16 protein-coding genes are annotated in these 17621 nt (G+C 63.5%); 7 read left to right on the top strand and 9 right to left on the bottom strand.

All coding sequences use genetic code 11. From position 1 onward, the window contains the following. Positions 1-204: 204 nt before the first annotated feature. Both QRN36_RS06790 and QRN36_RS06785 read right to left on the bottom strand, forming a co-directional pair. Positions 205-1395, bottom strand: a complete 1191-nt coding sequence (locus QRN36_RS06790; RefSeq protein ID WP_285423346.1) for a CaiB/BaiF CoA-transferase family protein — start codon at positions 1393-1395, stop codon at positions 205-207. Between the two features lie 91 nt (positions 1396-1486). Further along, positions 1487-2365, bottom strand: a complete 879-nt coding sequence (locus QRN36_RS06785) for a LysR family transcriptional regulator (RefSeq protein ID WP_285423345.1) — start codon at positions 2363-2365, stop codon at positions 1487-1489. A gap of 208 nt (positions 2366-2573) precedes the next feature. Between QRN36_RS06785 and QRN36_RS06780 the strand changes: the two genes are divergently transcribed. Next, complete coding sequence (locus QRN36_RS06780) at positions 2574-4103, top strand: MFS transporter (protein WP_285423344.1); 1530 nt, start codon at positions 2574-2576, stop codon at positions 4101-4103. A 472-nt stretch (positions 4104-4575) separates the two neighbouring features. Next, complete coding sequence (locus tag QRN36_RS06775) at positions 4576-4833, top strand: DUF2790 domain-containing protein (RefSeq protein ID WP_093467498.1); 258 nt, start codon at positions 4576-4578, stop codon at positions 4831-4833. Positions 4834-5134: 301 nt separating this feature from the next. Here QRN36_RS06775 and QRN36_RS06770 read toward each other — a convergent pair whose 3' ends face one another. The 5 genes from QRN36_RS06770 to QRN36_RS06750 form a co-directional block, all read right to left on the bottom strand. After that, positions 5135-5911, bottom strand: coding sequence for an alpha/beta fold hydrolase (locus QRN36_RS06770; RefSeq protein WP_285423343.1), 777 nt, complete (start codon positions 5909-5911; stop codon positions 5135-5137). Between the two features lie 23 nt (positions 5912-5934). Continuing rightward, positions 5935-6462, bottom strand: a complete 528-nt coding sequence (locus QRN36_RS06765; protein ID WP_285423342.1) for a cytochrome P460 family protein — start codon at positions 6460-6462, stop codon at positions 5935-5937. A gap of 22 nt (positions 6463-6484) precedes the next feature. Further along, positions 6485-7558: an alpha/beta fold hydrolase gene (locus tag QRN36_RS06760; RefSeq protein WP_285423341.1), complete on the bottom strand. Its 1074-nt coding sequence runs from the start codon at positions 7556-7558 to the stop codon at positions 6485-6487. Positions 7559-7618: 60 nt separating this feature from the next. Next, positions 7619-8986 (bottom strand): epoxide hydrolase family protein, encoded by a 1368-nt coding sequence (locus tag QRN36_RS06755; RefSeq protein WP_285423340.1) that lies wholly within the window; start codon positions 8984-8986, stop codon positions 7619-7621. A 93-nt stretch (positions 8987-9079) separates the two neighbouring features. After that, the gene (locus QRN36_RS06750; RefSeq protein WP_285423339.1) at positions 9080-9343 is read right to left on the bottom strand and encodes a DUF2790 domain-containing protein; all 264 of its coding nucleotides are present in this window, start codon (positions 9341-9343) and stop codon (positions 9080-9082) included. 250 nt (positions 9344-9593) lie between these two features. Here QRN36_RS06750 and QRN36_RS06745 point away from each other — a divergent pair, with 250 nt between their 5' ends. The 4 genes from QRN36_RS06745 to QRN36_RS06730 all read left to right on the top strand — a co-directional run bounded on the left by QRN36_RS06745 (position 9594) and on the right by QRN36_RS06730 (position 13470). Beyond that, complete coding sequence (locus QRN36_RS06745; RefSeq protein WP_093467480.1) at positions 9594-10334, top strand: response regulator; 741 nt, start codon at positions 9594-9596, stop codon at positions 10332-10334. Next, positions 10331-11692 carry a HAMP domain-containing sensor histidine kinase gene (locus tag QRN36_RS06740; RefSeq protein WP_285423338.1) on the top strand — a complete coding sequence of 454 codons (1362 nt, stop codon included), beginning with the start codon at positions 10331-10333 and terminating at the stop codon, positions 11690-11692. The genes QRN36_RS06745 and QRN36_RS06740 overlap by 4 nt, the downstream gene beginning before the upstream one ends. Positions 11693-11913: 221 nt before the next feature. Continuing rightward, positions 11914-12174, top strand: coding sequence for a DUF2790 domain-containing protein (locus QRN36_RS06735; protein ID WP_285423337.1), 261 nt, complete (start codon positions 11914-11916; stop codon positions 12172-12174). Between the two features lie 72 nt (positions 12175-12246). Next, positions 12247-13470, top strand: coding sequence for a cytochrome c biogenesis protein DipZ (locus QRN36_RS06730; protein ID WP_285423336.1), 1224 nt, complete (start codon positions 12247-12249; stop codon positions 13468-13470). A 40-nt stretch (positions 13471-13510) separates the two neighbouring features. Here QRN36_RS06730 and QRN36_RS06725 read toward each other — a convergent pair whose 3' ends face one another. Then, on the bottom strand, positions 13511-14647 hold the full coding sequence (locus tag QRN36_RS06725; protein WP_285423335.1) for a glycerate kinase: 1137 nt from the start codon (positions 14645-14647) through the stop codon (positions 13511-13513). Between the two features lie 207 nt (positions 14648-14854). After that, entirely contained in the window at positions 14855-15940 is a 1086-nt protein-coding gene (locus QRN36_RS06720) for a sugar diacid recognition domain-containing protein (protein WP_285423334.1), read from the bottom strand. Positions 15941-16130: 190 nt separating this feature from the next. Between QRN36_RS06720 and QRN36_RS06715 the strand changes: the two genes are divergently transcribed. Next, on the top strand, positions 16131-17303 hold the full coding sequence (locus QRN36_RS06715; protein WP_285423333.1) for an alpha/beta fold hydrolase: 1173 nt from the start codon (positions 16131-16133) through the stop codon (positions 17301-17303). Positions 17304-17621 lie beyond the last annotated feature (318 nt).

Genomic DNA, 17621 nt, shown 5'->3' with positions numbered 1-17621 from the left:
GGGAGCCAGGTGGGGGAGTGAAACATTTCGTCATCGGGAAAGATGTCGGACCCTTCTCGATTCTGTGTCGGACGCAGGAGGCCGTGGGCCGCCACTTTTCGCACGCAGGACGGTGGCTGTTCCTCGCACAGAACAGGCAATCATCCACCCACAATCTCGCCAGCCCCTTTCAGCAGCAACTGGCGCGCGTGATCCGTTTGCGTTTCAGATCAGTCCCCGGGCGCGCCAGGCGGCGCGTTGTTCGGCGTTGATGCCCAGTTGTTCAAGGACTTCGTCGGTGTGCTGGCCCAATGTCGGTGCGGGACGCTGAACGCCGCCCGGCGTGGTGCCGAGCTTGGGCACGATGCCGGGCAAGGTCACGGGTGTACCGTCATCGAGGTGGCTGTCGAGCAGCATGTCGCGGGCCCGGTAATGCGGGTCGCTGGCGATGTCGGCGGCGTCATAGATCTTGCCTGCCGGGATCCGCGCAGCGGTGAGCCTGGCGAGCACGTCATCGAGGTCAAGGCTGGCGGCCCAGGCGGAAATGGCCGCATCGATCAGCTCGACCTGCCTGACCCGCCCATCGTTGTGGGCCAATGCCGGGTCGTTCGCCAGGTCGGGCCGCTCGATCAGGGCCATCAGGCGCTGGTAAATACTGTCGCCGTTGCCTGCGATCAGCGCGTAGCGGCCGTCGCGGCAGCGATAGGCATTGGAGGGTGCGATGCCAGGCAGGCTGCTGCCGGCCGGTGCCCGCACGGCGCCGAAGACCGAGTGCTCGGGGATCAGGCTCTCCATCATGTTGAACACCGACTCGTAGAGCGCGACGTCGATTTCCTGGCCTTCGCCACCGTTCTGGTCGCGATGACGCAACGCCAGTAACACGCCAATGACGCCGTGCAAGGCCGAGAGCGAGTCACCGATGGAAACCCCCACGCGCACCGGCGTGCGACCGGGCTCGCCAGACAGATGCCGCAGGCCGCCCATTGCCTCGCCGACCACGCCGAAACCCGGACGATCGCGGTACGGGCCGGTCTGGCCGTACCCGGAGACGCGCAGCATCACCAGTCGTGGATTCAATGCATGCAGGTCTTTCCAGCCAAGCCCCCACCCTTCCAGCGTGCCCGGCCGGAAATTTTCCACCAGCACATCGGCGTCGGCGATCAGCTTGCGCACCACCTCCTGAGCATCCGGCTCGCGCAGGTCCAGCGTCACCGAGCGTTTGTTGCGCGAGGACACGGCCCACCACACCGACGTGCCTTCGTGGAGCAGGCGCCATTTGCGCAACGGGTCTCCGGTGCCCGGCGGTTCGATCTTGATCACATCGGCACCGAACTCACCCAGCATCTTGGCCGCAAACGGCCCGGCAATCAGTTGCCCTAGCTCAATGACCCGAATCCCTTGCAGAGGCTTTTGCATGACGCGCCCTTTGTTGTTCGAAAAGTGAGGGCAATTGTCCGCCCTCAAGGCGAGGCTGAAAATCCAAAATTGCCCGACGGGGCATTCTTTTTCATCCAGACGCCCGGGTTTCCCTGACGTGGTCGATGAAGCGAATGACCGCCGGGGCCTTCTCGTAGCGACGGTGGATCAGCGACAGCGAAGACGTGGGCTGGCAGTCATCGATGCGCCGGTACACCACGTTGGGCAGGCGAATGTGATCGACGACCGACTCCGGCACCACCGCCACGCCCTGCCCGAGACTGACCAGCGCAATGACCGACACCAGCCCGCCCGGCTGCGGCCCCAACGTCGGCGCAAAACCGCCCTGCGCTGCCACCTCCAGCGTCCCGGAAATCTGCTCCGGCAGAATGAACGTTTCGTTCTGCAGGTGCGCCGCAGTGATGGACTTGAGCTTGCACAGCCAGGCGCTGTCCGGCAGCGCCAACGCGAACCCTTCGGTCAGCAGTTTGAGCGCAATGACCGAGTCGGGCAGGTTCATGGGCGAGCGGATGAACCCGACATCGAGGCGGCCCTCTTCGACCCTGCGCGGCAAGGTCGGCATCAGGTATTCGTTGATGCTGAATTCGACGTCCGCATAGCGCTGGCGAAACTGGCCAACCTGCTGCTGCAGCACGCCGGAAAACACCGCAGACGCCACGTAACCCAGTTCGATCTTGCCAGCCTCACCGCGCCCGGCGCGTTGCACGTTGTACTGCGCGGTCTCGAATTGCCGTACCGCCAGCTCAGCCTCCACCTGCAGCGCCTTGCCGGCATCGGTCAGCCTGACTTCGCGCTGTTCGCGCACGAACAGCCGTGTGCCGAGGGCACTCTCGAGGTCCTGAATCTGCCGGGTCAGCGTCGGCGGCGCAATCCCCAACTGCTCGGCTGCCCGGGTGAAATGCCGATGCCGGGCCACCGCGAGGAAATAGCGAAAATGTCGGATTTCCATGAGTCGTTACCTGATGGGTAATGAGAATGCTGAGCGCAGGTAACGAAGCATAAGCCATCCCGGAATATTCTGTGCTCAGCCGGCAGCCGAAGCAGCGGCGCGACGTCAGCCGACGCATCGCCTCTGTCCACTGCCAAGCCGCTGGCGACGGATCTCGCACCTGAACCTGCTCATTAGCTGCAACCTAACACCTGACCGGAGTCATCGAATGTCCCAGCCCAGCCCGCGCATGACCCTGCTCACCGCCTCTGGCGTGTGTTCGTTGATCGTGCTCGACACCAACATCGTCGCGGTCACGCTGCCGAGCATCGCCAGGGATCTGGGGGCAGGCTTTGCCGACATCGAATGGGTGGTCAGCGCTTACATGCTCGCTTTTGCAGCGCTGCTGCTGCCCGCCGGCAGTCTGGCCGACCGCTTCGGACGCAAGAAGATGCTGCTGACGGGCCTGGTGCTGTTCATCGCTGCATCGTTGGGCTGTGGCGCCGCGCCGGACATCCTGATGCTCGACATCGCACGTGCCATCAAAGGCGTCGGCGCGGCACTTTTGCTGACTTCGGCGCTGGCGACCATCGGCCACGTCTTCCACGACGAAGCCGAGCGCGCCAAAGCCTGGGCATTCTGGGGTGCGTGCATGGGGGTGGCGATGACGGCGGCGCCGACCGTGGGCGGGCTGATTGCCGAAGGTATCGGCTGGCGCTGGATCTTCTACCTCAACCTGCCCGTGGGGCTGCTGTTGTTGGCCATGGTGGTGCGCAACATCGGCGAATCACGCAACGAACAATCGGCGCGCCTCGATCCCTGGGGCAGTCTGTTTTTCAGTGCCAGTCTGCTGAGCCTGATCTGGGGCCTGATCGAGGCCAACCGGATCGGCTGGGACAACCCGCTGACCTTTGCCCGCCTGACGGGCGGCGGCCTGCTGCTGGTGCTGTTTTTTCTGGTGGAACGCGTGCAGCGCCGGCCGATGGTCGATCTGCAGCTGTTCCGGTCGCCACGTTTCATCGGCGCCTTGCTGGGCATGTTTGCCTATGCCGGCTGCGCCCAGGTGATGATGACGTTGCTGCCGTTTTATCTGCAGAACGGGCTGGGATTCAGCGCCATCGATTCGGGACTGGGCATGTTGCCGTTTGCGATCACCATGCTGCTGTGCCCGCGCCTGGGCCCGACGCTGTCGCGCAGTCTGTCGCCGGCGGCGATGATGGCGCTGGGCCTGAGCCTGGTCGGTATCGGCAATCTGCTGTGCGCCTTAGCGACCGGGGTCGGCGGTTATCCGGCCTTCGCGCTGGCCATGGCGGTCACCGGCGCCGGTGCCGGGCTGCTCAACGGCGACACGCAGAAAAACATCATGGCGTGCGTGCCCCGCGAGCGAACCGGCATGGCATCGGGCATGAGCACCACCATGCGCTTCAGCGCAATCATGCTGGCCGTCGGCGCCTACGGTGCCTTGCTCGCCAGCCACACATTGAGCGCGCTGCAGACGAGTCTCCATCTCGCCGCTCCCTTCTGGCTCGATCAGGCACAGTCCATCGCCTCGCGGGTGGTCGCCGGCGACATGAGCGCCGCGCTGCACCTGCTCGACAGCGACGCCCGGCAAGTGGTGCAGCCGCTGGCACAGCAAGCGTTCGTCAGTGGCTTCGCGACCGTGTTGTGGACCGCCGGATGCACAGGATTGTTCGCGGCAGGCCTGGTGGGCACGCTGATGCGCAAACCGATTCCGGTCATGCAGGTGAAAGCCGCCTGAAGTGCCGTGGCTCGATACCAGCCAGCCCCGCATTAGCTTTGCAGGAGCGCGCTTGCCCGCGAATTGGCCGGTGTGTCCGCCGGAGAGGCTTCGGCTGGAAACAGTCTTCGCGGGCAAGCACGCTCCTACGGGAGTTGGGCGTGCCCGGAGAGTTCGGGAATACCCGGAGATCTTGGGAGTGAGCCGACTGTCGTTAACGCCTCCTTCGATCAGGGGCGAAACACTCGACGCCTTCCCGGCTAAAGCCGGTCCTACAAACATTTGCAGCGCCCGTAGTACTGGCTTCAGCCGGTCCTACGAAAAGCTTGCGGCGTCTGTAGGACCGGCTTCAGCCGGGAAGAGGCTGGTACGGCCATGCCACGGCGTGTTCCAGGCGCTCGGGAATTTAATTTCGTTCCGGCGGGAATAACCCTGGTCGGGCTTCGTCATACGGGCTCAAGAAAGTCATTCCCCCGATATGAAGGAAGCCATTATGAAAACCACACTGATCGCCCTGACCCTGACCGCCCTGAGCAGCTTTGCCCTGACCGCCAACGCCGACATGAAAAACATGCCGCAGGTGCAGGACTACACCTACGGCACCAAGCTGGACATTGCTCAGGTCACCAAGACGCCTAGCCTGAATTTCTGCGGCGTGCGGCCGGTAGACCTCAGCTACGTCGATCACATGGGCAAGGCCCACACCCTGCGCTACGAAACCAACGGTAACAACTGCCTGGGCGACAATTGATCCGTAAACCTCGCCCATGAGAGACAGGCCGCCTGAACCCGCCCGCGCGGGCCAGAATAATAACGGCGGCCTCTCCCCTTTCTCTGCGACACCTCGCTGAACTGACAGGTCAATTACGACCTGCTGTCGGTCTTCCCTGACTGCTCAGACACCGGTTGCGTCTGCACATCTGCTCACGAAGACGCCGGTCATCCGCAACACCAGCAGCGGTTGGAAATCAGCTTTTGCCAGCAAGCTCACGCCTATACGTCTTCGGCGCACTTGTCGGCAACACTCACCGAGCGGATAGCCAATACGTGAATCACTGGCTCGCAGCGGCCTGTTCGATCAGGTGCGCAACGGGCTCCGGATTCGAGACCATCACCACGTGAGAAGCCCCTTTCACCACCTCCACCGCCTTGGCGTGCGCGCGTTCCGCCATGAACGCCATGGCTTGGGCTGGAATGTTCTTGTCCTTGTCGCCATAGATGTACCACGACGGGATGTGCTTCCAGGCCGGAACGCCCGAGGCCTCGTTCAGTGCCGCTTCGGTCACCGGACGTTGCGTGGCGGCCATCAATGCCGCCTCGGCGACCGGAACGTCGGCTGCGAACTGGTCGCGGAATTTATCCTGACGGATGTACAGATCCTTTCCGCCATCGGCCAAGGCTACTGGCGCTGCCAGCGTCGGACCGAGCGTACTGCCGGGGAATTTGCCGGCAAGTCCGGCGACGGTCTCACCGGTATCCGGGGCGAAGGCGCTCACGTAGACCAGCGCCTTGACGTTGACATGGCCGTTGGCGGCGGCGCTGATCACGTTGCCACCGTAGGAATGCCCCACCAGCACGACCGGCGACTGCACGCTGGAGAGGATCGAGGCGACCGAATCGGCGTCGCCTCTGACCCCGCGCAGCGGGTTGGCGGCCGCGATGACACGGTAGCCGTCCTTCTCCAGGATGCCGACCACGCCGTTCCAGCTGGAGGCGTCGGCAAAGGCGCCATGGACCAGCACGACCGTGGGTTTTTCAGTCTGGGCGAAGGCAGTGCCACCCGCCAGAAGACTGGTCGCGAAGGCAATGGAAGCAATGATTTTTTTCATGGAGAACTCCGTTATGGATCGGGTTATGGGGCGTAGCGGGTGAAGACGAAATCGTGGTTCTGGACGCGCGCCTGGTGGCAGGCAAAACAGGTCTCGTGCTGCGCCTGATCAACCGGCTTGCCGTTGACGAAGCGGCCAAAGCCCCAGCCACCGGTCGCTGCGTATTTCTGCGAATCCTTGACCATGACCTGCACGGTGGTGGCGGCACCGGGGATCGAGGCCGACTCGAATTCCGGCGATTGCACGTGCTTCCAGGCGCGCTTCACCAGCACCGTACCGTCAGGGAACGGCAGCGTGCCGTCCTGATAGGCCTTGACCGCGATGTCATTGCCGACCACCGCACGCAGCTCGTTCAGTGGCGCCGCTTCAAGGGCCGGGGCGATGAGCTCCCATTTACGATAACCCTCAGGAAGGTGCACGCCGTAGATCGGTGAAACTTCGTCGACACCGGCACCGGCACCGGCGTCGGCGTCGGCCGCTGCAACGCCGCCGAGGGTGAGCGCAAGCGATGCCAGCGCGCCGGACCACAACGCCAGATGTCTGGGTTTCATGCTGTTTCTCCTGGTCAGCCGCTCAGAGATGATCGGCATCGATTACCGCCTGGGCGAAGGCCTGTGGCGCCTCTTGTGGCAGGTTGTGGCCGATCCCGCCGGTGATCAGACGGTATTGGTATTTACCGGTGAAACGCTTGGCATAGGCCTCGGCCGGAGGGTGCGGCGCACCGTTTGCGTCGCCTTCGAGGGTGATGGTCGGCACACCGATGGAAGGGAACGCCGCGAGTTTCTTCTCGATCGCCTCATATTGCGGTTCGCCCTTGATCAGGTTCAGGCGCCAGCGGTAATTGAAAACCGAAACGGCCACGTGATCCGGGTTCTGCAGCGAAGCGGCGCTGCGGTCGAAGGTTGCGTCGTCGAATGCCCATTGCGGCGAGGCGAGCTTCCAGATCAGTTTGGCGAAATCATGGGTGTTCTTTTCATACCCCAGACGGCCCCGCTCGGTGGCGAAATAGAACTGATACCACCACTGCAACTCCGCAGCAGGTGGCAGCGGCGCCTTACCCGCCTCCTGGCTGCCGATCAGATAGCCGCTCACCGCTACCAGCGCTTTCACCCGCTCTGGCCACAGCGCCGCGACGATGTCGGCCGTACGCGCGCCCCAGTCATAGCCGCCCAGCACGGCCTGTTGAATGTGCAGCGCGTCCATGAAGGCAATCAGGTCGGATGCCAGCGCGGCGGGCTGGCCGTTGCGCAGGGTCTTGGCCGACAGAAAATGCGTGTCGCCATAACCGCGGGCGGACGGGATCAGTACCCGGTAGCCCTTCTGTGCCAGCGCCGGCGCGACATCGGTGTAGCTGTGAATATCGTAGGGCCAGCCGTGCAGCAGGATGACAACGGGGCCATCGGCCGGGCCGAGTTCGGCATAGGAAACATCCAGCACACCGGCCTTGACGTGCTTGAGTTCACCGAAAGAAGTCGTGGTGCCAGGCCTGATGGCGTCGATCGTGCCGGCGGGTACTTCGGCAGCGCTGGCCTGGGCAGTGCCGCCTGCCAGCGCGCCCAGTTGCAGCAGTGCGGCCGCGATCAGTGACGGAACCAGCACCCGACGACGGCGGGATGAGGCGTTAGGGTTCATTGAGGTCATGCTCATGAAAGTTCTCCATAACGAGCCGCCAGTGGCGGCGACGGGCTGAAATCAGATAAAGATGCGTTACTCGGGCGTTCCGGACGCGTCGAGGCGGGTACGAAGCGGACGGAACGCCTCGCGCAGTTCTTCACTGAACAATTGCGGCTGCTCCCAGGAAGCGAAGTGGCCGCCCTTGCTCACCTGGCTGTAATAGGAAAGCGACGGATACGCGCGCTGTGCCCAGCTTTTCGGCGCCTGATAGATCTCGTGAGGGAACACCGTGATGGCCACCGGGACCTTGATGTCCGAGGTTTTCTGGGCGGCAGCACTGAAATTATTGTTGTTGTTCTCCCAGTAGAACCGGGACGAGGACGCGCCGGTGTTGGTCAGCCAGTACAAGCTGATGTCATCGAGCATCTCATCGCGGCTGAGCACCTTCTCAGGCTGACCGTCGCTGTCGGTCCAGGCCGCAAACTTCTCGTACATCCATGCGGCGGTGCCGGTCGGCGAATCGGCCAGCAGATAACCGATGGTCTGCGGGCGGGTCACCATCATTGCGCCGTAGGCGGCGTTGCGACCGAAGAAGCCGCTGAGCGAATCGAACGCCTTGCGCTCCGCGCCATCGAGCCCGGACGGCGCGGCATCGCCGCTGTTGATCGGCCTGACCAGCTCAGGTGGCACGGTGGCCGGCATGTTCAGGTGTATGCCCAACAGACCGGGCGGGTTCAAACGGCCGAGCGCGTCGGAAATGACCGAACCATGATCGCCGCCCTGGGAGACGTAATGGCTGTAACCCAGGCGTTTCATCAGCACGTCCCACGCCTTGGCTACACGGTCGGGGCCCCAGCCGGTTTCGGTCGGTTTGCCGGAAAAACCATGGCCGGGTATCGACGGGATGACCACGTCGAACGAGTCCTCCACCTTGCCGCCGTAGGCCACAGGATCGGTCAGCGGGCCGATGGTCTTGAGGAACTCAAACTGCGAGCCGGGCCAGCCGTGGGTCAGAATCAGCGGCATGGCGTTGGGGTTAGGCGAACGCACGTGAATGAACTGGATGTCCACGCCGTCGATGGTGGTGATGAACTCGGGCAAGGCGTTCAGTTTCGCCTCGGCCTTGCGCCAGTCGTAGCCGTTGCCCCAGTACTTGACCAGCGCCTGGACCTGGGCCAGTTGCACGCCTTGGGACACGTCGCTGACGGTCTCTTTGTCCGGCCAGCGGGTGGCCGCGATGCGTGCACGCAGATCGGTCAGCCGGGCCTCGTCGACGTGAATCCGATAAGGCCGTATCGCCTCGGACGCGTCGGTGGTTGCGGCGGTGGGTGAAGCGTAAGGCGTTGAAGAAGCGGCCCAGGCGGCGTTGCCACCTGCCAGCATGGCGAACCCGAGGACGCCGGCTTTTACGGAAGTTGCCAGGCAGCGCGGCCAGACAGACGTGGGCGAAACTGTACTCATGATGGATGTCCTGTCAGTCGATGAGCGACGGGCGCAAACGGCCCGGGCGGGCGCCGGCGTGCAGCGTGGCTGCCGAACCGGCGAGCGTCGGGATCAGTTGTCCTGTCCGCAGTCCTGATTGATGCTGCGGTAGTCCACGGCGTGAGCCGCACCGGCGGAATCCAGGTAGGTCAGGCGGGATTTGACGATGCCGCAGACGGACGGCGACGCTTCGTTGACCGACAGCACTTTGGCGATGTCCAGGTGCTCGCCGTACATGTAGGTGTGCGCCTTGACGACGTCCTGCGCCTGAGCGGCGGCAGTGCCAAGGGTCAAGAGCGCGAACAGCGAAGCGAGGCTGAGGTTTTTCCAGTTCATGGTGCGATCTCCAGGCGTTCAATGAGTGAGGTGGTTCAAGTGGGGCTGGCCCGTCTCGATGGAGCTCATTAAGCGCTGGCGAGGTATCGCGCATGTGTCGCCGACCCTGCAGAAAAGCAACGTTGTGTATCCCCGCAGAGCCCAGATACAAAACGATACATAAATGCGAAATGACTTCCGGATCTGATTGACGACAGGCCCTGCAAGTCTCTAAAACGTCGAGTGATAACAACAGCCAGAGGTGAGCCCGGTGGAGCACGTAGATCACATTCTCATCGTCGACGATGACCGTGAAATCAGGGAACTGGTGGGCAACTACCTGCAGAAAAACGGTCTGCGCACCACGGTGGTGGCCGATGGGCGTCAAATGCGTGCGTTTCTGGAATCGACGCCGGTGGACCTGATCGTGATGGACATCATGATGCCCGGCGACGACGGGCTGGTGCTGTGCCGCGAACTGCGCGCTGGCAAGCACAAAGCGACGCCGATCCTGATGCTCACTGCGCGCAACGATGACACCGACCGCATCATTGGCCTGGAAATGGGCGCCGACGATTACCTGGTCAAACCGTTCGTGGCGCGCGAACTGCTTGCGCGGATCAATGCTGTGCTGCGGCGCACGCGCATGCTGCCGCCCAACCTGATCGTCAGCGAAGCGGGTCGTCTGCTGGCTTTCGGCAAATGGCGCCTGGACACCACGGCTCGCCACTTGCTCGACAGCGAAGGCACCATCGTCGCGGTAAGCGGCGGAGAATACCGCCTGTTGCGGGTGTTCCTCGATCATCCCCAGCGCGTACTCAGTCGCGACCAACTGCTGAACCTCACCCAGGGTCGCGACGCCGACCTCTTCGACCGATCCATCGACCTGCTGGTCAGCCGCCTGCGGCAGCGACTGCTGGACGACGCCCGCGACCCGGCTTACATCAAGACCGTGCGCAGCGAGGGGTACGTGTTCACCTACCCGGTCGAAATCCTCGGGGACGCGTCATGAAGACGCCCCGCTGGCCGCGCACGCTCGCCGCGCGACTGACGCTCATTTTTCTGGTGAGCCTGGTCGTCGCTCACGGGCTGTCGTTCGGTTTGCAATTCTACGAGCGCTACCAGAGCGCGATGACGATGATGCTGGGCAATCTGGAGCAGGACCTCACGACGTCGGTCGCGGTGCTCGAACGCCTGCCTGCCGATGAGCGGGCCGCCTGGCTGCCACGATTCGAACACCCTAACTATCGCTATCAGCTCGACGAGGGGCAGCCGGGCTCGGCGATGGACATGAGCACGGCGCCGGTGTCGGTGCGCTCGATGCTGGCGACCCTGGGCCGCGACTACGCGCTGACGTTCACCACCATCAAAGACGTGCGCCCTCACTATCAGGCGCATTTGCGCCTGAAGGACGGCAGCCCGCTGACCATCGACGTGCGCCCTTCCATCTCGCCGCTGTCGCCTTGGCTTCCGGCCGTGCTGGTGGCGCAATTGCTGCTGTTGCTGGGCTGCACATGGCTGGCGGTGCGCACGGTGATTCGCCCGCTCACGCGGCTGTCCAACGCGGTAGACGGCCTCGATCCAAACGGTCAGGGAGAACCGCTTGCCGAAGAAGGCCCTGTCGAAGTGGTGTACGCGGCAGTAGCCGTCAACACCTTGCAGGAACGCATCGCTACCCACGTCAAAGAACGCATGCAGTTGCTGGCGGCGATTTCCCACGACCTGCAGACCCCCATCACGCGCATGAAGCTGCGGGTCGAATTCATGGATGACTCGGCGGAAAAGGACAAGCTGTGCAATGACCTGACTGAAATGCAGCATCTGGTTCAGGAAGGCGTGGCCTACGCGCGGAGCATGGCCGGGTCCAGCGAACCGGGCCGGCGCGTGGACATGGACGCGTTTGTGCAAAGCCTGGTCTTCGATTACCTCGATACCGGCAAGCAGGTGCTGTTTACCCCCGGCAGCGGCGCCGCCATCGAAACCCGCCCTCACGCGCTGCGCCGGGTGCTGGTGAACCTTGCGGACAACGCGTTGAAATTCGGTTCGCAGGTGGAAATCCGCGTCGACACCCGACCCGACGGCGGCATGCTCATCCAGGTGCTGGACCGTGGCCCGGGGATCGCAGAGCATCAATTGGCTGAAGTCGTGAAGCCGTTCTATCGCGTGGAAAGCTCGCGAAACCGTGAAACCGGCGGCACAGGACTGGGCCTTGCGATCGCGCAACAACTGGCGCTGACCCTGCAAGGCACGTTGAAGCTGTTCAACCGCGAAGGCGGCGGACTGTGCGCCGAGCTGACGCTGCCGGCCAGGATCACCGGCCCGGTCAGAAAGGTCGTCGGCGACAGTGCTGTCGATCTTCCCGCCCGATAGCGGCCAGGCGCTTCATCTGGCCCAGGCCGCGCACGATCCGGATCGGTGATCGCCGCGCGGCCTTTTTGTATCGCACTGTATCTGCAGCCCCGGCAGACACTTGGCGATTTAATCGGGCCGTTTCGCGACACATCCGCGATACCTCCACGACGTTCAATAGGCTCCATCGAGTGACACACAAGCGCACTCGAACTCACCTCTTGAACGCACTGGAGAACGCCATGAACTGGAAAAATCTTTCGATCGCCACCCTGTTTGCAGCCCTGAGCCTCGGTACCTTGACGGCTCAGGCGCAAGACCTGATCACGCCGCAGACGTACACCTACGGCACTCATCTGGACATCAAGAAAGTCATCGCTTCCAAAGAAACCACCAGCCCGGCCTGCGCCGTGGTCACGTCGCAGCTGACCTACCTGGATTCGATGGATCAGACCCAGGTGCTCAATTACCAGAGCCTCTCCGGCGGCTGTCACGACAATTGATCACGCCCGTCACGGTGTCCTTCCGGGCAGTGCCGTAAACGCCTGCCCTCACTTGATTACAGGTAGCTCCACATGTTGCTGATCGCATTTCTGGGCGGCGTGGTGACGGTGCTCAGCCCGTGCATCCTCCCGGTCGTACCCTTTCTGTTCGCCCGCGCCGACCGTTCGGCGTCGTCGATCTTCCTGACGCTGCTCGGCTTGAGCATCACCTTTGCCGTGGTCTCAAGCCTGGCGGTGGTCAGCAGCGACTGGGTGGTGACGGCCAACGGCATCGGCCGTCACCTCGCGCTGGCGGTGCTGGTGCTGTTCGCCCTGTCACTGCTTTCGGCCAGGGTCGGTCATTGGCTGACGCGCCCGCTGGTCGCGCTCGGCAATCGTCTCGATCCGGCCACCCGACGCATGTCCGGACCTGCCGCGTCGCTGATGATCGGGGTCGCCACCGGGCTGCTCTGGGCGCCGTGTGCCGGGCCGGTGCTGGGGATCATCCTGACTGGTGCGATGCTGCAAGGGCCAAATGCCCAGACCAGCCTGCTACTGCTGGCCTACGGAGTGGGCAGTGCTGTTTCGCTGGGCACGCTGATCTTCGCCGGGCGCGGGCTGGTGTCCAGACTGAAACTGTCGCTGCCGGTCACCGCCTGGCTGCGGCGCGGCACCGGCGTTGTTGCGCTGCTGGTGGCGGGCGTCATTGCCACCGGCTCCGAAAGCCAGTGGCTCGCCGGGACCTCGTCGCAACGTGCCGCGAGCGTGGAGCAGACATTGCTCAGCGGCGTGCCGAAGCTCATCGATTACGTGGTCGACAACGTGAAGGCCGCCACCGTGCCAGACCTCGGCAGCAAGGGTCAGATGCCGTCGCTGTCCGGCGCGGTGCAATGGCTCAACTCACCACCGCTCTCCAATGAGGCGCTGCGCGGCAAGGTGGTGCTGGTGGATTTCTGGACGTTCGACTGCATCAACTGCCAGCGCAGTATTCCTCACGTCAACGAGTGGGCGAAAAAGTACGAAAAGGACGGCCTGGTGGTGATCGGTGTGCACACGCCGGAATACCCCTTCGAGCGGGTCGTCGACAACGTGCGAAAAAACGTGACGAAGCTGGGCCTGAACTACCCGATCGCCATCGACAACGACTATGCGATCTGGAGAGCCTTCGACAATCAGTACTGGCCAGCGCATTACCTCATCGACGCCAACGGCCAGATCCGTTACACCCATTTCGGCGAAGGCAGCTATGACACTCAGGAACAGGTGATCCGGCAGCTCCTCGACGAGGCCAGACAGGACACGCCGGCCTCCCGCTAAGCAATGCCTGCGGGCAGACCGACAGCGTGGCTGCGCAGATTTACCGTGCGGCCAGCGCCCACATCCGCGCCAGATCCCGAGCACGATCGTGCAGCAGGACGGCGGCGTCACGGCAGGCCTGATCCAGGGTCATCGGGCCGCTGGTCAGGGCAAACGCGGCGCTGATGCCGTGCTCGTAAAGGTCGGCGTAGCCATCACCCAGGGTTCCGGCCAGCACGATCACTGGGACGTTGCGCCGTCGGGCGATCTTCGCCACGCCAAACGGCGTCTTGCCTCGCAAGGTCTGCGCATCGAAACGCCCTTCTCCGGTGATGACCAGATCGGCACCTTCGAGGGCCGCTTCCAGCCCGGTCAGGTCCGCCACGACTTCAACGCCCGGACGGAACGATGCGTTCAGGTAGGCCCTGGCCGCGAAGCCCATGCCACCCGCGGCGCCGCTGCCGGGGTATTCGCTCTCGTCCTTGCCCAGCACCTCCTTTGAGCACTCGGCGAAATGTGCCAGCGCAGCGTCCAGCGCCAGCACCTGCTCGGTGGACGCGCCCTTCTGCGGGCCGAAGATATGCGATGCGCCGTGGGGACCGCACAGCGGATTGTTGACGTCGGCGGCCACCTCGAACTGCACGCCTTTAACCCGTGAGTCCAGGCGCTGCAGATCGATGGATGCAACTTGCGCCAGCGCCAGACCACCCGCTGGCAGGGCCTGGTGGTCTCGGTCAAGGAAACGCGCGCCCAGGGCGGCCAGCATGCCGGTGCCCGCATCGTTGGTGGCCGAACCGCCGATCGCCAGGATAATGCGCTGCGCGCCTGCGTCCAGCGCCGCGCTGATCAGCTCGCCGGTGCCGTAGGTGCTGGTCACAGTGGCATCGCGCTCCTCGAGCGCCAACAGCTGCAGTCCGCTGGCCATGGCCATTTCGATGATCGCGGTGCGTGTCTGTGCCAGCCAGCCCCACTGCGCCTGCACCGGCTGGCCCAGCGGCCCGCTGACCTGGCGCGTCATCCACTGGCCATCGCAGGCGGCCAGTACCGCTTCGATGGTGCCTTCGCCGCCGTCCGCCATGGGGCATTCGATAAGACTGGCCTGCGGCCACACTTCTCGCAGCCCGCTGGCGATGGCCTGCGCCACGCCTTGGGCGCTCAGGCTGTCCTTGAAGGAATCCGGGGCGATGACGATTTTCATGTTGTTCTCCTTATCCGATGATCGCGATCTTCTCATTATCTTCGGGACATTCCGCCTGACCTTCGCACAATCGGCGTGTCGGCGCGTTGTTCATCCGAACAAAAAATCCCACGGCTTGCGCGCAGGTGGATAAAGCGCGTGCGCGGACGGGTCGAAGTGGTCGAGGCGATGGACCTGTAATCGCCCTCTCGACGCGGTACGTCTGGCTCAGCGAGGCACCATCTGCATGCCCAGGTACAAGCGCAGCAAGTCGCCGGTGCGATACGGGTCGCAACCACTGACCTCGGCGATCTTCTCCAGGCGATAACGCAAGCTGTTGCGATGGATGCCCAGCGCATCGGCGCAGGCCTGACTTTCGCCGCTGTAGTCGAACCATGCCCGTAACGTTTCGAGCAACTGCACGTTGCCCTGCAGGCGTGCGATCGGTTCGGCGACGCCTTCGGCCAGCCAGTCATGGCGGTTGCGCCAGAACAACACGGCCAGGCGATGACTGGCCAGACGCAGCACTTTAAGCTGCGGCTGAATGTGCCGGGCGTAGTCGAGCAGGTCACGGGCGGCGGCACAGGCGTTGCGCAGTGTGGCCAGATCCGTCGAAGGCTCGACCGTCAGCATGCGTTGCATCGGCCAGCCCTGTTCGTCGAACTGCTCCAGCAGCAACGCATCGTCACGGTCCTTGCCGGCAGCGCGGCACCAGTAGATCAGGCCCGGCTCGCAGGACACGCACCAACTGTTGGCATACCGTCCGTTGAGCCATGCGGCCACTTGACCGGCATGACTGGACTCCGGCGGCAGCTCAAGCAGGACGGCCTGGCGCGGCAGCTGTGGCTGCAGACCCAGTTGCTCGGCTTCGACAATCAGGTGCGCGGCGCTGTCGCCCAGCAACAGGCGCGACAGCAGGTCCTCGCTGCGCTGATGGCGCCATTGCTGATCGGCCTGCTGGCGCCGATGCTCCATGAGCATTTCCGCGGTCATTTTCACCAGCTCCGCGTACACCCGCACCTGGTCCGGTTCGCCGGTGATGCCCAACACGCCCACCAGTTGATGATCGAGCATCAATGGCAGGTTCACCCCCGGTCGCACGCCGTTAAGTTGTCTGGCGGTATGCGAATCGATTTCCACCACGCGGCGGTTGGCCAACACCAGCTGCGCCCCTTCGTGACGCGTATACAGACGCTCCGCCTCACCGCTGCCGATGATGATGCCCAGGTAGTCCATCACGTTGACGTTGCACGGCAGGATCGCCATCGCACGATCGACGATGTCCTGCGCCAGGGCATGATCAAGGGCGAACATGGCGTGCTTCCATTGAAAACAGTGACTGAGCGTTCATACACATCACGCTGTGATTTTTATAAGTCAGCGGAGTCTGCCTGATTTTTGCGTGAAGTTCCTGCCCCGATGGCGAGCCTGCAGATACCCAGCGCACGCCAGCCATGGCACAGTGCCAAATCTTTTTTCGACATGTCGAGCCAGCCGTTCCCTTATGCCAAAGCCCATCGTGCGCGCCCTTCTCTGCCGTTCAGCACTGCTTCTATGCGCCCTGACCTTGCAGGCCTGCGCCTCCGGCGAGGTGCCTCTGGGTCAGGCGAGCTTCGCCGACTACCGCCAGCAGACCATCGCCTGGATGCAGCAGAACCGCACCTTCCAGACCGACGATCATGCTGCCGAGATCGAGTGGAATGCGCCCCACGAATGGCGTCCCGACGCAGCGCCCACGCGCGGCATCTTGCTGGTACATGGTCTGGGCGACTCGCCGTGGTCGTTCAACGATGTCGGCCAGCAGCTCGCCCGACAGGGTTTCCTGGTGCGCACGGTGCTGTTGCCTGGGCACGGCAGCAAGCCGGCCGACATGCTCGACGTCACGCTGGGGCAATGGCAGCAAGTGGTGCGCGAACAGACGCAGATTCTGCAGCGCGAGGTCCCGACGGTGTACCTGGGCGGGTTCTCCACCGGCGCCAATCTGGTGCTCGACTACGCCTATGAACACCCGGAAATCGCCGGGTTGGTGCTGTTTTCTCCTGCGTTCAAACCCGAAAACACCTACGCCTGGCTCACGCAATACATCGGCTGGTTCCGCCCCTGGCTGGCCAAGCCCGACGACGGCGTACGACCCATGCAAACGCCGGTGCGCTACTTGAACGTGCCCACCAACGGCTTCGCGCAGTTCTATCGCAGCGCGCTGCTGGCGCAGAAGCATCTGAAACAGGCGCCTTACGACAAGCCGGTGTTTGTCGCCATCACCCAGCACGACTCGGTGCTCGACACCGCTTTCGTGCTGGACACCTTCAACACACGCTTCAACCATCCCGACAGCCGCCTCATCTGGTACGGCGACAACCCGGCCACGGCGGCGAAAACGCCTCGGGTGTTGGTGCGCGATGACTTCCTGCCGGCGTACCGCATCGCCCAGTTCTCGCACATGGGCCTGATGTTCTCCCCGGACGACCCTCTCTACGGCAAGGACGGCAACCAGAGGATCTGCTGGAACGGCCAGGAAACCGAAGCCATGCGCAAATGCCTGAACGGCGAGCCCGTGTGGTACTCCGACTGGGGCCACCGCGAACCGGGCAAAGTGTTTGCCCGCCTGACCTACAACCCGTATTTCGAATGGCAGACGGGCGTCATGGCTGGGGTTCTGGGGACAGGTCCTGAATAATCCGGCGGATGTACCGGCCTTTTCCCGGCTAAAGCCGGTCCTACCGGCGCGGCAACCTTTCCGTAGGACCGGCTTTAGCCGGGAAGGCGTCGGGTGTGACGCCACTGCTCGAAGGAAGCATTAAAGACCGTTGGCTCAATGCTAGGGGTCTCCGGGCTTCCCGAGCTCTCTGGCCAGACACAAACCCTGTAGGAGCGAGCTTGCTCGCGAAGGCTGATTCGCAGCCACTGCATAGCCGGGGGATGTACCGGCCTCTTCCCGGTTGAAGCCGGTCCTACAGGCGCCGCAACCTTTCCGTAGGACCGGCTTTAGCCGGGA

The sequence above is a fragment of the Pseudomonas sp. efr-133-TYG-103a genome, assembly GCF_030209235.1.
Lineage (GTDB): Bacteria > Pseudomonadota > Gammaproteobacteria > Pseudomonadales > Pseudomonadaceae > Aquipseudomonas.
This window is presented reverse-complemented; position numbering and strand designations above follow the sequence as displayed.

What these genes read in the sequence shown, in the direction of transcription:
- QRN36_RS06765 (WP_285423342.1), bottom strand. Translation starts at nt 6,462, where the DNA reads ATGAAACCCAGACATCTGGCGTTGTGGTCCGGCGCGCTGGCATCGCTT.
- QRN36_RS06790 (WP_285423346.1), bottom strand. Translation starts at nt 1,395, where the DNA reads ATGCAAAAGCCTCTGCAAGGGATTCGGGTCATTGAGCTAGGGCAACTG.
- QRN36_RS06760 (WP_285423341.1), bottom strand. Translation starts at nt 7,558, where the DNA reads ATGAGCATGACCTCAATGAACCCTAACGCCTCATCCCGCCGTCGTCGG.
- QRN36_RS06775 (WP_093467498.1), top strand. Translation starts at nt 4,576, where the DNA reads ATGAAAACCACACTGATCGCCCTGACCCTGACCGCCCTGAGCAGCTTT.
- QRN36_RS06770 (WP_285423343.1), bottom strand. Translation starts at nt 5,911, where the DNA reads ATGAAAAAAATCATTGCTTCCATTGCCTTCGCGACCAGTCTTCTGGCG.
- QRN36_RS06715 (WP_285423333.1), top strand. Translation starts at nt 16,131, where the DNA reads ATGCCAAAGCCCATCGTGCGCGCCCTTCTCTGCCGTTCAGCACTGCTT.
- QRN36_RS06740 (WP_285423338.1), top strand. Translation starts at nt 10,331, where the DNA reads ATGAAGACGCCCCGCTGGCCGCGCACGCTCGCCGCGCGACTGACGCTC.
- QRN36_RS06730 (WP_285423336.1), top strand. Translation starts at nt 12,247, where the DNA reads ATGTTGCTGATCGCATTTCTGGGCGGCGTGGTGACGGTGCTCAGCCCG.
- QRN36_RS06750 (WP_285423339.1), bottom strand. Translation starts at nt 9,343, where the DNA reads ATGAACTGGAAAAACCTCAGCCTCGCTTCGCTGTTCGCGCTCTTGACC.
- QRN36_RS06720 (WP_285423334.1), bottom strand. Translation starts at nt 15,940, where the DNA reads ATGTTCGCCCTTGATCATGCCCTGGCGCAGGACATCGTCGATCGTGCG.
- QRN36_RS06785 (WP_285423345.1), bottom strand. Translation starts at nt 2,365, where the DNA reads ATGGAAATCCGACATTTTCGCTATTTCCTCGCGGTGGCCCGGCATCGG.
- QRN36_RS06735 (WP_285423337.1), top strand. Translation starts at nt 11,914, where the DNA reads ATGAACTGGAAAAATCTTTCGATCGCCACCCTGTTTGCAGCCCTGAGC.
- QRN36_RS06780 (WP_285423344.1), top strand. Translation starts at nt 2,574, where the DNA reads ATGTCCCAGCCCAGCCCGCGCATGACCCTGCTCACCGCCTCTGGCGTG.
- QRN36_RS06755 (WP_285423340.1), bottom strand. Translation starts at nt 8,986, where the DNA reads ATGAGTACAGTTTCGCCCACGTCTGTCTGGCCGCGCTGCCTGGCAACT.
- QRN36_RS06725 (WP_285423335.1), bottom strand. Translation starts at nt 14,647, where the DNA reads ATGAAAATCGTCATCGCCCCGGATTCCTTCAAGGACAGCCTGAGCGCC.